Raw genomic sequence first — 15230 nt, 5'->3', positions numbered from 1 at the left:
TTATCCTCCGAATAGTTGTAGAATGTCTTCTTCTTGTATATTGGCGACATGTAGCATATTCAGTTGTCTACTTTCACTCAATTCACTCAAGTTGACGGCATTATTTACTATAAAATGGTGTGGATTTTCAAATACGATACTATTTTTATGATTTTGGTAGATTTGATAAGAAAGAATTCTATAGTTGTAACTTACTTTTTCAATTCTTTGTTTATTATTTTGTAATAGTATTAAAGGAGGGTGATTAAATACTTCAGAATTAAAATGATACATTTCATAACCATCATTAAAAATTAAATCTTGTTTTTCTTCTAGGTTTATTTTCAGTAATTCAGTTTTCAGTTGTTTTATATCTTCCTGATTAGAATTAACTATAATAGTTAACGGATGTACGTCACGCTTATTATTCCTTACTACAAACTTTTTAGCTAAATCAATAATAAAACGAGCTGTATTGACATTTATATTTGATATATGGAAGACATGGGTGTAGGTATTAGGTTTAACATTTTTCATAGTAAGATATTTTTTAACCCTTTTTATATACACTTGTTTACCGTATAAACGTTCTATGATAGTTGATTCTATTTTTTGTGAATTATTCCTAAGGTGATCAATAAATTGTTGACGAGTAATCTTCCGACTTTCAATATCTTTATTAATAGCCAACTTATTTATATAATAAATGGCATTTGAAAAATATAACGCCTCGCTTTCTTCTACACTAATATTAAATATGCCACTAAGGAGATTAGTAAGAACATTAATGGATTCATCGAATTCATCAGCACTTTCAAATTTTAAATAGTTTAAAAATTCATTTTCATGTGCTTCAGTCCATTGTTTTTTAGATAGAATTTTTGTAGCGTTTGCATATCCTAGTATTTTATTAAGTTCGCTACTACTACTAATACATATAGTTTCTTTCTCAGAACTTATAGTTCTTTTTTTTCCAAAATAACAGAAGAGAATATATTTAATATCCCAAGGTTTATCTTCTTTATAATTTTCAACAAAATGTTTAAACATTAGAGCAATAGGTTTATCTATAGTTGATGGTGTATATTGCTTAGCTGCATGATACTTATATTGTACTAATGAGCTTTCACTAGCTGAATTAATATCTAAGTCCTCAATTCCTTCAACAGTAAAAACAATACTTGAGTCTTTTAAACTTAATATCCGAATTGCAGTTTGAACAAACTGATAGGTAAACCCTAATATTCCGGAATCTGCACTTCTATCTTGAGTCATCCAATCCCTCCATATCTTTATTATATTTTCCATCTCTTATCCGAGGGATTACTACATATGGAAAAGCAAAAGTCATACCTATAAAACCATATTATACCATTGAGTAATAATAAAATGTACAAAACATCGAATTATGTGCAAACATAGAATTTCAAATATGTTTATTAAATAGCGTTAAAAGTAGATTCAGGTTTTATGTACATCTATATTTTATAGAGATAAATCCACATCTGTTGCAATGATGACATCCTTGACATCATTGCGGTTCAATTGTGTTTTAACCGATTGGAACTGTTTGCCTGATTGCTTGATTACGACCAATTTCAAAGACGGCGGCAACATGGGCAGGTCCTCAAGGCGCCAAGTTTTATATTTTTCATCATAAGTTTCCGGATCTGCATGTGTGACCAAATGACCCAGGGCCCAAGTGACGATATACTGATCGCCTTCAAAAAAACCATTGCCCTTTCTCCCGCAATTAAGCACTTTCGCTATATCTCTTCCGACCGAAGGTTTCTCGGCCAGTACGACTGTTTTACTCATAGTGACATCCTTTCCCTTTTAAACTGATTCCTCTATTATCTCATATAATTTATGACAGGGCGATAATGCACAGGCATGGCATCCCAAAAACAGATCCAACAGGTATCGATCCATTGAAATTCCCGCCTGGGCTCACTTGTACACAAGGGGATAAATGTAAATTAATAGATTAGATAGCAATCCCGTGCAGTTTTTAGTATGATGAAACGTAGGGATTTTTTCAAATTAATTGGGAGGTTCAATATAAAATGAGCTTACTTTCTATAGATAAATTAGCACACAGCTTTGGCGACCGTACCTTATTCAAGGATGTTTCCTTCCGCCTGATGGCCGGTGAACATGTTGGTCTGGTCGGGGCAAATGGTGTCGGGAAATCAACGATGATGAATATCATTACAGGACAACTTATCCATGATGATGGCCGGGTGGAATGGACACCTGGTGTCGAATATGGCTATCTTGATCAACATACGATACTTTCAAAAGGTAAATCGATTCGCGACGTCTTAAGGGATGCATACTTACCTTTATTCGAGCAGGAAAAAGCACTGAATGAAGTAACAGAGAAAATGGGGACGGCCACTCCAGAAGAACTTGAAGAACTCTTGGAACAAATGGGTGAGATTCAGGACAAGCTGGAAGCTGGCGGTTTTTACAATCTGGATATTAAAATTGAAGAAGCGGCACGCGGTTTAGGGTTGGATGCAATCGGTTTGGACCGTGATGTCTCTGCCCTAAGCGGTGGACAACGGACAAAGGTTTTACTAGCCAAGTTACTTTTGGAACAGCCTGAAGTACTGCTCCTTGATGAACCGACGAACTACTTGGATGTAGAGCATATCCGCTGGCTGAGCAGCTACTTAAAGGAATATCCTAATGCATTCTTATTAATTTCGCATGACACTGAGTTCATGAACGGCGTCGTCGACGTCATTTTCCATCTTGAATTTTCAAAACTGACCCGTTACACGGCAACTTATGAAAAATTCCTTGAGCTGGCTGAATTGAATAAAAACCAACATATTAACGCATATGAGAAACAGCGCGAATTCATTAAAAAGCAGGAAGACTTCATTGCAAAAAATAAAGCCCGCTACTCAACGACCGGTCGGGCAAAGAGCCGTCAAAAGCAATTGAACCGGATGGAACGCATCGATCGTCCAGAAACTGCAATGAAACCTACCTTTGATTTTAAAGAATCACGTGCGAGCAGCCGTTATGTATTTGAAGGTGAAGAATTGGAAATCGGATATGACCGCCCATTGCTTCCGAAGTTGTCCATGACCATCGAACGGGGAGAAAAAATTGCCGTGGTCGGCTGTAATGGAGTTGGTAAATCCACTCTTTTAAAAACGATATTAGGTAAAATTGATCCTCTAGGCGGCAAAAGATCACTTGGCGATTTCCTTTTTTCTTCTTATTTTGAACAGGAAGTGAAAGCAGGCAATACGACGCCGATAGACGAAGTATGGAATGCATTTCCACATCTGGACCAACCGCAGGTACGTGCCATTCTTGCCCGTGTCGGTTTGAAAAACGAGCACATTACACGTCCGATGAGCCATTTAAGCGGTGGTGAACAATCAAAAGTACGCCTGTGCAAACTTATGCTTACCGAAAGCAACTGGCTGTTATTCGATGAGCCGACAAACCATTTGGATGTCGTTGCAAAAGAAGAACTGAAACGTGCATTGAAAGAGTATAAAGGAACGATTGTCCTCGTATGCCATGAACCTGATTTCTATGAAGATTGGGTTACCAAAGTATGGGATGTAGAAGAATGGTCTGCCCAAAATTAATTTTTTTAGGGGATGTCGCAGAATGCGGCATCCCCTTTATTATGAAATAAATAAAAAGCTAGATCATATTTTTAATGAGCAATGGAGATTGCTGAAAAACTACAACGGTTTTTAAATCATGGTCATTTACTGTTTTATGTGTAATCCCCATTGGATTGAGGAAATTTGCGACACTCCTGCCGAATGGACGAGACACCAAAGAGCTTGCCACGAGGACTTGGCAGACAGTCGGCGGAAAGGGAGCGGATTCTGAAAACACCTGGAACGTTTATTAAAGAAAAAAACTGCAGGCAAACTCGCTTTTTCGAATTTGTCTACAGTCTGAAAGGTGTTCTATGTACGATCTCGTGAGATTTTGATGATTTAGGCCATTAAGAATTCTGCTTAACTCCATCAATTTCCATTATATTGGTAGTTACTCACCTTTTGTTTTTTGGGTTTTCCTCTATACCTTAGGAGGTAAAGGATCAGTGTCAATGTAACGGCTATAGTCAATTGAATTATAAAGATTGTTTTAATAATAAATAACGATTCAATAAAGATGCCAATAACCATATACGAAACGATCATCAAGGCTTTTATCTTCTTTTTAATTTCATACTTATAAAAGCAATCTAAAATTAAGCTTAAAATAAGAAAACAGTAGAATGCCTTATAACCATCAAGTATCAATAATAAGGGAAGACCCTCTACGAATACTTTTAATAGAAGAAGAATGGTGAACGTTACAAATAGAAAAAGACTGTTCGTAATGTCTACAGCGATTCGTTCCGTTTTTAATGAAATGGGTAATAAATCAAGTCTAAGCTTTTGATGTAATTTGTATTCAATTTTGATATTGGTCAAATTTAGAAAGTTAACGAAAAAAGCAATATAAATGGTATCCACGAAAAAGTTAGTATGTATATCTTCCATTTTCATAAAAGGTAAATACATACTAAGTAAATTAAAAACGATAACCGTAATATTTATCGTAATAAGTTTACTAATATAGTTAACATCTCTCAGTAGCCTGAAGAAATTGTACTTTATTAGACCATTTATAACTTTATTCCGTATGAGAATATTCACTATCCTTGTAGATATCCGGTTCGTGACGTGATTGAACTTCCGAGAATCTAGATTGGCACCTTTTTCTTTTATTAATCCACCAACAATGATTGGATAAGTGATAAACGTTATTACTAAAAACATGCAGAGAATAAGCAAAATGGTTGTTATCGTGAAATCCAATTTGGATAATAAAGGCGAAAGCTTACTTGAATTAATATAAAAGATTAAAACGATGAGAAGGGTAATGGCTGAAAAATACGGAAATCGAACCTGATACTTCTTAAACCAAAGGATGAAAAACTCAGAATATGTCCGAAGAAACTTCAATGAGAAAACTAAGAATAATAGCAATAGGATATTTAACGTTGGTGCCCCGTAAAATAAAAGAAAAGAAATCACGATTGTAAGCTCTAGAACAATTTCTGCTGTTAGGTTCGATTTAATCAAATGATAAAAAAAGAGTTGGTTGGGCTTAATCGGAATGGTTTTGGAAAAGCTTATGATATAAGTGGTGCTTTCATATAACGCCATAAACACGAAAAGCAATAACAACTCGATTACAGTGAGCACAATGATATAATAGTAGATTACCGTACTCGTATGTATATCAAAAAAAGACAAAAGGATAAAGAGCAAAGAAACCCAAAAAAGAGCTGTGAATAATAATTTTACAGCTTTTTGCTTTTGGTTTAGACTCTTTTCTTCGGTATAGATATTGTATAGCTTGCTGTATGAATGAAAATTCATTCTACTACCCTCTCTATCATTTCTTCATTTTTTTGACTATGAAGCTTTCCATTTTCCAATCGATATATGTAGTCGGAAATATCCCATGTATGGTCCATGATATGACTTGTGAATAAAGTTGCTTCTCCATTTGCTTTTCGTTTTAGGAAATATGCTTTCACCCAGTTAACAGCCTCATGGTCCAAGCCCTCGAAAATTTCGTCACAAACTAAAACCTTGGGATTATAAAGAATGCTACCGATCAATTGGATTTTTTTCTTTGTTCCGAAAGATAAAGAACTAAATGTGGAATCTAATTGATTTATGACATTCAATTCCTCTGCAAAGGATGTATATTTAGCAACAGCTGATTCTTCTGGAAGGTTGTATATAGAAATTATAAGTTCAAAGAACTCTCTTCCGGTGACCTTCTCCAAATGCAGTTGATTATCCACCGAAACGAACGATGTAACTGTTCTCAGGAAGTTATGATTATTATGATTTTCATTCAAAATATTAATTTCACCTGAATCATAATCCATAAAGTTCAATAAGCAGTTTAAGAAAACACTTTTCCCAATTCCGTTACTTCCTACTATCGCTACTATTGAATCATGTTCAATAGTTAAATTTAAATTGTCTAATACTTTCTTGGAACCAAAACTCTTATTTAGATGATGGACCTCTATACTATTAATCGCAATCACATCCAATTAACTCTTAGTATCTATATCGTACCAGAAAATTACAGATAAAGTAATGACATTAGGATAAGTATTAGGTTTTGTTGCTTAAGTTAAATTAATAAATTAATCTATTAGTCCAGCAGCTTTTAATGCATCATAAATTGCATATAGTGCACTTGCGTTTGATGCTAACCATTTAGTGAAAGCCCAGTATCCAGCTTCCCATGCAGCCTTTGCTGCATTGTATACTGATGCTGCGCCAGCTTTGATTGCTGCCCATGCCTTTGATCCGTATTTTGCGATTGCGTTATAAATTTTAATAGCGATACTTAACATTTTTAATCATCCACCTTTTGGTTTTTTTTTATAATTTCCTAATGTCATTACGATATCTTGCTTTAATAATACAAAAGAAAAAAAGAAAAAAAAGGTAAAAAAGGCAATGTTTCGGAAACCCGAAAACCCTTTGCCACAGATGGTTTCGTCTTTCCGCAAATCCTTTTACATTCATAGAATTTCTATGTAAATTATGGTAAAATTTCCTTTCATGGATTAGTAATTCAGTTTCTCCTGATGGAGATGAGAGGCTTTCATTTATTTAACGCTATAAATTAAGAGCATAAAATCCATGTTATACATAATCAGCTTTTAAACTTTAGAAAAGGAGTTTTTATAGTGAAGAAACTGACCGTATTTTTCGAAATTATCTTTGTATTAAGTTTCGTTGGTTTAACGCTCCGGTTTTTTGGAGTTGAAAAGGCAGAAGAATGGGGCATCATCTTTTACATAACGGGTGGATCTAGTTTCTTAATCAGTTACTTGCTTCGACAATCAACAAAGAAAAAGGATACCGTAAGTAGTGATAAATAAAGGTGCTTAATTCCATTCCCACTTCATGAAAAGGCGTACTCCATCCGGAGCAGCGCTTTTTATTTTGTTTATATTTGTTATTTAACAGGATAGAAAAGGATAAATGGGATCCCTTCCTGCGGTTCATCGTACGGCCCCTCCATACTTATCTCCTTTTGTGGGGATCCCACTATTAATTCCTGGCAGGGAGAACAGAATTCCCCTTACTAGGGACTACACAGGCAGTTAAATTAGGTGTTACCTTTGGAGACGAGTCTATCAACTCCTTATCCTCCCTTTGGTCCGGTACAGTTGACAGACGACAAAATAGGTAAAGGGTTCTTATCTAAAATTAGATAAGAACCTTTTACCTATTTCATTCCTATCCATATGATCAATAGAATTACCGCAATACTAGCCCAAATTATTACTTGACCGTTTTTTTTCAAATTAACACCTTCTTTTAACAAGATGAATACCACTTACTTGGTACATATGCATAGTAATTCCGGTAGACTCCACATCCATTATCTTGTTTGATAATGTAAAACTCTGCAGAGCTTCTTTGGCGTGGAACATGTCGGCAAAAGTTTGACATGTTACTTGGCCAATCATCTCAAATTCTCATACAGCACTCGCTGTTACTGTAGCTCTTGGCAGTTCTGGTTATTAAGGTACAAATATGTCTTATGTTATTGAAGATGAATTAAAGATACGTTAAATGCCAAAGAAAGGTCATCCCTTCTTTGGCACTTAATAAAAAACTAAAAATGTCGTTCGATGAGATTTTTTAAGGCCGTAAATTTGTGCCGGCTTAAGTTAATCTTGTGATTGCAGTGATGTAATTTCACATTATATGATTTCATATAATTGTCCGATTCTATGTATTCGATTTGGTCAATCGACACCAAATAGGATTGATGCGTTCGATAAAAATTACACTGATTAAGAATGTCTTCTAACTTATTTAAGCCTTCCGAGCATTCCACAGTCTCTGCATCTTTTAGGTGGATAAATGTTTTTCTCCCCTTTTTCTCTATATAGAGAATATTGGCGGTATCGATTAAAGAGATTTTCCCATTCGCTTTTACGCCAATTCTTCTTATCTTTTTATGCGTATAACTAAGGCGATCAAGTGTCTGCTTTAGTCTTACGATATTAATTGGCTTAGTTAAAAAATCTTCTGGGTAATATTTGTAACCCTGCAAAGCGAAGTCTTGATGGGCACTCATAAAAATAATCTTGATTTGGGGATGATTCTCTTTCAGATAATGGGCAATGTCAAATCCATTGGACACAGGCATATTAATATCTAATAATATTACGTCAATGGTCAGCCCCTGATCGATAGAATTAAACAATTCACTCACATCAGTTGTACTTAATATTAAATTCACATTTGGGAATTTAGTTACAAACCCCTGAATCTCGTTAAGGATCGGTTCCTGATCATCAATAACAGCAAGACGTATAAATCCCATCATGACTCCTAGTTTTCTTCATCTGGTAGCTCTGGTTCGTAGGAAAACCAGAAACAACTACTCATCGAGGTGATGGAATTAAAAAATAACGATATCATTCCAATAGCAAAAGTTAGAAATTTCAACATAATCAATGTAACCCCTTTAAGGTAATTTTATATATAAAAGCATCTAAAATTAAGACGCTTTTCCCCCAAAAATCCGTTAAGGATAGTCCTTGGAAAATTAGAGCAGACCACACACAATACATTATGGTTTGAGGTAGAAAAACGCTCAATCCCGTGCATAGGATGAATGTGGTCACAGCCTTCATTTTCTGTTTTAAAATACTTTTTTGTGTGAAAAGGTGCTTTTTTTTATGTAATATAGGTGCTTTTTGAGCAGTAATCAAAAAACTTATCAGTAATAATAAGATAAATAGAATCTTATAGGATGAAAGAACGTCTGTATATTGTACGCAAATTAATGTCAGAAAAATAATTTGCAACGTGCTAAGAATAAGACATGAATAATACCCTTTGAAATGGGCACCTCCTGAAAACATTCGAAGGAGAGCCCCTGAAAGCAAGCCCATCATGGTTTCAGGTAAGATTCCTAAAGGCCAAACAAGTAAACTGACCAAAACGATTTGATTCATCCCCGATATCATCCATTCAAGTCCATAGCGAATTTTATCTTTACTTTTTACGAGTTGTGGATTCTCAGAGACAACTAGATTTGAGATGTTCGTTGCCAAAAAGTTCGGTAAGAAATGCTTAAACATATTGCCCTCCATGCGGTATTTTTACAATGAACGTAATCATGTCATCTATGACTTCTGGGTATATATGTCCTCCGTACTGCATGACAAGACTTTCAACAATGGCCAATCCCTGTCCAGTGTTGCATGCATTTTTTTTAGTCGTAAAGCCTTGATCGAAGATGCTACCAATATTCTCTAAAGTTCCACCCTCTATAAAGTTGCTTACTTCTAAAATATAATGGACATCGTTTCTTTGGATTTTCATGTTGATATATCTCTTTTCCTCTTCTAATTGATCGACAGCTTCAATAGCATTAAGGATTAAATTTCCGAATATCTTATTTGTTTCATAAACCTTACAAGGAAAGGAAGATAAATCATCTGCAATGTAGTAGTACATGTTGATGCCTTTTTTGGAACCCTTCTCTTTGTAGGAAAGTAATAACCCCCCAACAGCTTCTGAAGCTATCGGTAATATATCGCTTACATAGGATATTTCTTCTAGCACTGAGTTAACATAGTCTACTGAGTCATTGTATTTTCCACTGTTCAGCATTTGTTTCAGCGCTAATATGTGATGAATAAAGTCGTGTCGCTGCGAACGCATTGTAGTGATATGTTTAGAAATGTCTTCTTCATATTGACCATCTAAGGAAACGGCCAGATCCTCAATTTTTTTCACCATATGATACCGAATTATATACAATAATGAAATTGTAATTAAAACTAATACTATAGCTGATGTTATGCTTAAAAACTTTAACTGTTTGAATTCAAAAACGAAAATGTAAAACAAAAAAAGAAGGCCAAATAAGAATACTAAAACAGATAAAATAGTATCGTTTTTATTTTGTTTTTTCTTGACTGGTATCGGAATATAATAATTTGCTGTTCTCAAGATTACATAAAATATTACCATTATCACAAGGTGCGGAATGGCCCTTACTAAAGGTAAAGCACTCAAAGAATGTATATATGGGAATTCCTTAAAGAGCGCGAATCCGATAACCTCTGAGATTAACAATAAAAGACATCCTAGCAACACAGCTATAATTGATGCAAAACTATTCAGGTTCGTGACAAAAGTCAACAGAAACCCAATCGCTAAAATCGTTACTAGAAGGTAAGTTATCGAAGGCAATGTTTCTTTTACCATTAACAGAATAATGCTTCCATAAAAACTTACGATGCATATCGGGATCATTTTATCTTTTAAAGAAATTCCAATTAGTCGATACCCCACTAGGATAATGACTAATGTTTCCAAAAACCCACCGAAAATCGACAATAACACGACAAACTTCCTCCTTAACTTTACAAAAATACCATAAAAGGAGTAATTTTACATCTATTTTTAGGATAATTTATGCAAATATTGCAAATTAGGGCGAAATATTTGTTAATTGGGATAAATTAAACGTAGTTATGACCCATCTGGACCTTTATTACCAAATCAACTAATAACTCTGATAATATTTGTTTTATAAATAATGGAGGAGTGTTATCGTGAAGAATGAAAAAGTGGGGTTTAATAGTGTAGAAAGTCGTATTATTCAGCTAATTGCCAATGAAGTGCCCAATAAACAAATTGCGGTAGAATTAAACTATTCGCAGAGGATGGTAGAGTACTATATTAGTAATATTTCCAAGAAACTTGAAGTACATACACGAGTCGGCATTGTTGTGAAAGCTTTTCAAAGTAAAATTCTCCATTAAAAGTAATACTCCTTCTATGACGTTTCTTTTATAATAGCCTGTAGAGAAAAATTGTCATTTCTCTCTACAAGCTTCTACTTTTCAACTTAGAACATTTTACATGAAAATATATATCCTGCTTAAAAAAAGGCTAAACTGGTGGCCAGTTCTTTCTTGGATCCGTAGTGCAACATTTGCTGGTGTCCTAATTCAGGAAGAGGAGCGTAATCTTTGTCCCCTTATTTTCTTCAGTTTCGACTTCGATCGTTCCATTATGGTATTCAACGAGTTGTTTTGTTATAGCAAGTCCTAACCCTGTTCCATCAGTATCTTCTTTTACAGATGTGCCACGATAATACCGATTAAATAAATTTTGCTTCGTATATTCGTCCATGCCTATTCCATTGTCCTGAACATGGATGCTGAAACAACCTTTCCCTTGTTTTACGATCACCCCAATTGAAGTTCCTTCAAGATTGTATTTTGCTGCATTACTTAGCAGATTCACAATAATTCTCTTGAAATACTTCTTATCAATTTTATAGAAAATGGGATTATCTTCAACGTCGACGGTATAAAAGTGATGATTTTCAACATTCGTTCTAAAAAATTGATTTACAACTTCCTTAATAAAGTCATTAATATCAACTTCTTCTCTATACATCGGAAGCGCATTATTTTTTATGCGGTAGGTCAAGTTGATGTCCTCTATGAGATCTGACATATAAGAAGCGTTCTGTTCAATCGATAAGTAAAAGTCACGAACTTCATCCTCTGTCCAATTATAATCAGAAGAATTCAACATCACTGCATATCCGTAGATGGTACTTAGAGGAGTTTTCAGATCATGTGAAAGTCCCGAAATCCATTCTTCTCTCGTTTGCTGTATTTTTTTCTGCTGCAATTCACTTTCTTTTAGCATATTTGTCAGCTTTTTCAACGAATTTATGACCTCTTTAAACGGTTTAAAAGAGGATTTAAGATTTCCGTTTGTTTTCAGACTGTACGCCAAATCCCTACGTTTTCCCAGTGGTTCCTCATAGACACCTTTGGCTAACGATTGAAGCCAATGAATGATATGGATAATCGGCTTTCCAAACTTCTGGGCATACCACCAAGAAATCATAAATAGAATAAGCAGCATCACAATGAGGGTAATAACCAGGCCTCTTAGTACGGTTTGATTAATATTAATTGAACTAAACATGTGTTCTTCGTAGTTTTTATTGGGGGCTATTACGACATAAGATGTGTCTGACTCCTTATTATAGTAAGTGGCGATATTCTCTGTTTTTTCCCAGTAACTATCTTGAAAATCAACTATCTGAAACAAGGAAGGTTCTGCTAGATTTTCATTCGTTACAAACTTTCTCAATAACTCACCCTGATCATCATAAATGTAAAGGTTAGCCTTTTCCTTGGATAACACTTTTTTGATTTGTTCGGTCACCAATTGTTTTTCGTCTGATTTCCCCATCTGTTCTCTAACCACTCTGATGATTTCATCCAAAGATCGCTTCGAACCAAATAGGGCAATGAATGATTGGTTTTCTATATCAAGGGACCAAAACGTCCTTTTATTAGTTTGATTTGATGTCATTTCAATTATTTGTTGTTTTGAATACGCTGATGGAAGGCCCTGAGGTGTATTCAGGGAAAACTGAACTTCACCTTTTTTATCAATGATCTGTAGCCATCCATCCTGTTTAAGAATGCTTTCCTTGATATTCTCATTTACGCTTACTTGTCCGTCATTTAGCTTTATGGATTGCTGCAGGAAATCACCTGGTGTTTTGGAAAAATCCTCCTTTGCATCTTGTTCAATGATGGAAAATGCTAGAATGAGAAGGCCAATTACTGAAAAGAAAATCAAGAAACTTAAAGCCATGACAATTTGAACAATAAATTTAATTATCAGATGCTGTGTAACACTCATTTGACCGATTTGCTCACAAATTTATACCCAATGCCGCGAACTGTAATTAATAGCTTTGGATTACTTGGATCTTGTTCGATTTTTTCCCTTAGCTTTCGCATATGTACAATAACGGTATTTTCATCTCCGTAAGAGTCTGCCCCCCACACCCTATCATAAAGTTGTTGTTTTGAAAAAATCTGATTAGGAGACTTGGTGAAGAAAGTCAGAAGCTGGTAAAGCTGTGCTGACAAGTTTATTTCTTTCCCATTTACTTTAACAACTGCCTCATTATAGTTAATGAATAAGACGCCATTATCAAATCTATCATTAACTTGTGAAAAACTAAGGTTCTTTTTATTTCTTTTCAATTGAGCTTTAATTCGGGCTACTAGTTCCAATGGGTTAAATGGCTTCGTTATATAATCATCAGCCCCATATGCAAATCCTGATACTTTATCAAAATCTGAACCTCTAGCAGTGAGAAAAAAAATCGGAACATCCGATCTTCTTCTTATGATGGAACAGATATCAAACCCTTCCATATCCGGAAGCATGACATCTAACAAAATTAAATCATATTCATTTTGCTCAATTAAGTCGAGTGCATCTCTCCCAACATATGAAGCATCGACGTTTGTAAAGCCTTCTTTTTTCAATAAAACTTTGACCATCTTAACCAACGTCATTTCATCATCCACGATCAATATTCTTGATGCATGCATATTTATCACCCCTGATTAAAAATATATCACGAATAACATGTTGTAATTATCCAAAATTAACAATTTTAAGGTTCTGTTAATGTACCTTTATGTAAATGTTAATCTTGCGCTCTTATAATAAGTGGTGAAAGGAGCTGTCACGATGACAACGATATGTTTACGAGAGTTCAAGAGTCTTTTCAAGAGTATTCGCTCAATTATTATTATTATTTTTATGCTTGGGGTTACATTAGGGTCAGCGAAGTTACTTAGTAAATGGAGCTCTGAGTTACAGGATGTAGGTCTTGATAATGCTTATATGGGCGGTCTTTATATTCTCCTGTTGCTCGCAGGTCCTATTTTTGTTACGAGCTTATCGCATGATGTGATAAATCGGGAGACCCATTCTCGAACCATGCGTTTTTTAGTAACAAAATTGTCGAGGGACAAAATTGTTATCGGAAAATTTTTAGGAGTTTCACTCTTCTGGTTTGTATGTATTTTACTTTCTTTAATCATGTTGATTCCTTTTGCAAAAACATTCTACTTTGCCGAATTGATTGAATCAGTTATTTTTATTACGTACTTTGTTGCCCTGTTCCTATTTATCTCAACCTTAATTAATAAACCTGGATTAAGTATATTTTTAGGTATCATTCTATCGATAACACTTCCAGTTTTGGGGATTTGGGGTATGGTTTCAAAAGAAATAATCTTCCTGAGGATATTTAGTTACTTGACCCCTTACTTTTATGTTGGGCAGGAACAGTCCTTTTATGTTTATTTCATCCCAATCTTGTCACTGGTCTTTCTTTTATCAAGCATAATAATTCTTAGAAAGAGGGATTTCTAATGTATGCTTTTGAAACAAATCAAATAACCAAAAAGTATGGGGATCATACGGTTGTCAATAAGGTTGATTTAAATGTTACCCAGGGTCATATATTCGGCTTCTTAGGGAAAAATGGAGCTGGAAAGTCAACCTTTATTAATATGGTAACGGGCATAACCACACCTACCTCCGGCGATTTTAAAATTCTCGGCTCAAGTGAGATTACGGAAGATAAAATCAAGCGAAGAATAGGCGTCCTTCCTGATTACTCCACTTTCTACGACGATCTAACCGGTATTGAACATTTAAAGTTCTTAGGAAATGTATTGGGTGTGAGACGTTCCAAAGCTGAATTAATAGCGTTATTAGAACGTGTTGAACTTGGAGATGCAATTAAAACGAAAACCAAGAAGTATTCGTTCGGGATGAAGAAAAAATTAGGTGTCGCCCAGGCGCTCATTAATGATCCGGATTTAATCTTTCTCGATGAACCAACTTCTGGAGTAGATGCAAACGCGGTTCTAAATATCCATTCCTTGATTAAAAATGTAGCTGCAGAGGGGAAAACGATATTTTTAACATCTCATAACTTAAATGAAGTTGAAAAGCTTTGTGATGAAATTGCAATTATGGATAAAGGCATTATTCAAGCTCAGGGAAGCATGGAACAATTAAGACATAAGTATCAATCCCAATTAACAGTTAAGGTGAAACATGGAAAGATTCCTATTGAGCACAAAGCTGGGTTACAACAAATTTTCGAGAAAATTGGAAAAGACATTGAGTGGGGAACAGAAAATACATCGTTAGTAGTAGCTGAAGAATCAAGCATTCCTGTCATTAATCGAGCCTTTTCTAATACAAAAGTGGATATCTATCGGCTTGAGGTCAATGAACCATCTCTGGAAGAAATATTTCGTAACCTTGGTTCTAGCCAGAGAGGAGCATGAT

Annotated in this window: 14 protein-coding genes and 1 pseudogene; 5 read left to right on the top strand and 10 right to left on the bottom strand. The window is 34.9% G+C overall.

Annotated features, from left to right (window positions below; genetic code table 11):
- Complete coding sequence (locus QUF86_RS06135) at positions 1 to 1254, bottom strand: hypothetical protein (protein ID WP_289333820.1); 1254 nt, start codon at positions 1252 to 1254, stop codon at positions 1 to 3.
- Positions 1255 to 1482: 228 nt separating this feature from the next.
- Positions 1483 to 1797: pseudogene (locus QUF86_RS06130) on the bottom strand (toprim domain-containing protein); the annotation flags it as partial.
- A gap of 248 nt (positions 1798 to 2045) precedes the next feature.
- Here QUF86_RS06130 and QUF86_RS06125 point away from each other — a divergent pair.
- The gene (locus QUF86_RS06125) at positions 2046 to 3596 is read left to right on the top strand and encodes an ABC-F family ATP-binding cassette domain-containing protein (RefSeq protein ID WP_289314239.1); all 1551 of its coding nucleotides are present in this window, start codon (positions 2046 to 2048) and stop codon (positions 3594 to 3596) included.
- 393 nt (positions 3597 to 3989) lie between these two features.
- On the opposite strand, the gene QUF86_RS06120 is transcribed toward QUF86_RS06125, so the two are convergent.
- The 3 genes from QUF86_RS06120 to QUF86_RS06110 form a co-directional block, all read right to left on the bottom strand.
- Positions 3990 to 5396, bottom strand: a complete 1407-nt coding sequence (locus QUF86_RS06120; protein ID WP_289333819.1) for a hypothetical protein — start codon at positions 5394 to 5396, stop codon at positions 3990 to 3992.
- The gene (locus QUF86_RS06115; RefSeq protein ID WP_289333818.1) at positions 5393 to 6082 is read right to left on the bottom strand and encodes an ATP-binding cassette domain-containing protein; all 690 of its coding nucleotides are present in this window, start codon (positions 6080 to 6082) and stop codon (positions 5393 to 5395) included. The genes QUF86_RS06120 and QUF86_RS06115 overlap by 4 nt, the downstream gene beginning before the upstream one ends.
- 102 nt (positions 6083 to 6184) lie before the next feature.
- Positions 6185 to 6397: a hypothetical protein gene (locus tag QUF86_RS06110; RefSeq protein ID WP_289314236.1), complete on the bottom strand. Its 213-nt coding sequence runs from the start codon at positions 6395 to 6397 to the stop codon at positions 6185 to 6187.
- 339 nt (positions 6398 to 6736) lie between these two features.
- Between QUF86_RS06110 and QUF86_RS06105 the strand changes: the two genes are divergently transcribed.
- Positions 6737 to 6931: a hypothetical protein gene (locus tag QUF86_RS06105; RefSeq protein ID WP_289314235.1), complete on the top strand. Its 195-nt coding sequence runs from the start codon at positions 6737 to 6739 to the stop codon at positions 6929 to 6931.
- Between the two features lie 743 nt (positions 6932 to 7674).
- On the opposite strand, the gene QUF86_RS06100 is transcribed toward QUF86_RS06105, so the two are convergent.
- The 3 genes from QUF86_RS06100 to QUF86_RS06090 form a co-directional block, all read right to left on the bottom strand.
- Positions 7675 to 8391: a LytR/AlgR family response regulator transcription factor gene (locus QUF86_RS06100; protein ID WP_289314234.1), complete on the bottom strand. Its 717-nt coding sequence runs from the start codon at positions 8389 to 8391 to the stop codon at positions 7675 to 7677.
- Between the two features lie 130 nt (positions 8392 to 8521).
- The gene (locus QUF86_RS06095) at positions 8522 to 9154 is read right to left on the bottom strand and encodes an accessory gene regulator B family protein (RefSeq protein ID WP_289333817.1); all 633 of its coding nucleotides are present in this window, start codon (positions 9152 to 9154) and stop codon (positions 8522 to 8524) included.
- Positions 9147 to 10427 carry a sensor histidine kinase gene (locus QUF86_RS06090; protein ID WP_289333816.1) on the bottom strand — a complete coding sequence of 427 codons (1281 nt, stop codon included), beginning with the start codon at positions 10425 to 10427 and terminating at the stop codon, positions 9147 to 9149. The genes QUF86_RS06095 and QUF86_RS06090 overlap by 8 nt, the downstream gene beginning before the upstream one ends.
- Positions 10428 to 10639: 212 nt before the next feature.
- Between QUF86_RS06090 and QUF86_RS06085 the strand changes: the two genes are divergently transcribed.
- Positions 10640 to 10849: a response regulator transcription factor gene (locus QUF86_RS06085; RefSeq protein WP_289314231.1), complete on the top strand. Its 210-nt coding sequence runs from the start codon at positions 10640 to 10642 to the stop codon at positions 10847 to 10849.
- 184 nt (positions 10850 to 11033) lie between these two features.
- Here the strand turns inward: QUF86_RS06085 and QUF86_RS06080 are convergent, their stop codons facing one another.
- Both QUF86_RS06080 and QUF86_RS06075 read right to left on the bottom strand, forming a co-directional pair.
- Positions 11034 to 12764, bottom strand: a complete 1731-nt coding sequence (locus QUF86_RS06080; protein WP_289333815.1) for a sensor histidine kinase — start codon at positions 12762 to 12764, stop codon at positions 11034 to 11036.
- On the bottom strand, positions 12761 to 13468 hold the full coding sequence (locus QUF86_RS06075; RefSeq protein WP_289333814.1) for a response regulator transcription factor: 708 nt from the start codon (positions 13466 to 13468) through the stop codon (positions 12761 to 12763). Before QUF86_RS06075 ends, QUF86_RS06080 begins: the two co-directional genes overlap by 4 nt.
- 142 nt (positions 13469 to 13610) lie before the next feature.
- Between QUF86_RS06075 and QUF86_RS06070 the strand changes: the two genes are divergently transcribed.
- The gene (locus QUF86_RS06070) at positions 13611 to 14300 is read left to right on the top strand and encodes an ABC transporter permease (protein WP_289314228.1); all 690 of its coding nucleotides are present in this window, start codon (positions 13611 to 13613) and stop codon (positions 14298 to 14300) included.
- Positions 14300 to 15229, top strand: coding sequence for an ABC transporter ATP-binding protein (locus QUF86_RS06065; protein WP_289333813.1), 930 nt, complete (start codon positions 14300 to 14302; stop codon positions 15227 to 15229). Before QUF86_RS06070 ends, QUF86_RS06065 begins: the two co-directional genes overlap by 1 nt.
- The last annotated feature ends 1 nt before the right edge of the window (position 15230 follow it).

The organism is Peribacillus sp. NJ11 (assembly GCF_030348405.1).
Lineage (GTDB): Bacteria > Bacillota > Bacilli > Bacillales > DSM-1321 > Peribacillus.
The sequence above is the reverse complement of the archived record's forward strand: the minus strand, read 5'-3'. Positions and strand labels throughout refer to the sequence as shown.

Bases quoted from the DNA above. Each gene is read 5' to 3' on its own strand.
- QUF86_RS06135 (WP_289333820.1), bottom strand. From the start codon at position 1,254: ATGACTCAAGATAGAAGTGCAGATTCCGGAATATTAGGGTTTACCTAT.
- QUF86_RS06125 (WP_289314239.1), top strand. From the start codon at position 2,046: ATGAGCTTACTTTCTATAGATAAATTAGCACACAGCTTTGGCGACCGT.
- QUF86_RS06120 (WP_289333819.1), bottom strand. From the start codon at position 5,396: ATGAATTTTCATTCATACAGCAAGCTATACAATATCTATACCGAAGAA.
- QUF86_RS06110 (WP_289314236.1), bottom strand. From the start codon at position 6,397: ATGTTAAGTATCGCTATTAAAATTTATAACGCAATCGCAAAATACGGA.
- QUF86_RS06100 (WP_289314234.1), bottom strand. From the start codon at position 8,391: ATGGGATTTATACGTCTTGCTGTTATTGATGATCAGGAACCGATCCTT.
- QUF86_RS06095 (WP_289333817.1), bottom strand. From the start codon at position 9,154: ATGTTTAAGCATTTCTTACCGAACTTTTTGGCAACGAACATCTCAAAT.
- QUF86_RS06080 (WP_289333815.1), bottom strand. From the start codon at position 12,764: ATGAGTGTTACACAGCATCTGATAATTAAATTTATTGTTCAAATTGTC.
- QUF86_RS06075 (WP_289333814.1), bottom strand. From the start codon at position 13,468: ATGCATGCATCAAGAATATTGATCGTGGATGATGAAATGACGTTGGTT.
- QUF86_RS06070 (WP_289314228.1), top strand. From the start codon at position 13,611: ATGACAACGATATGTTTACGAGAGTTCAAGAGTCTTTTCAAGAGTATT.
- QUF86_RS06065 (WP_289333813.1), top strand. From the start codon at position 14,300: ATGTATGCTTTTGAAACAAATCAAATAACCAAAAAGTATGGGGATCAT.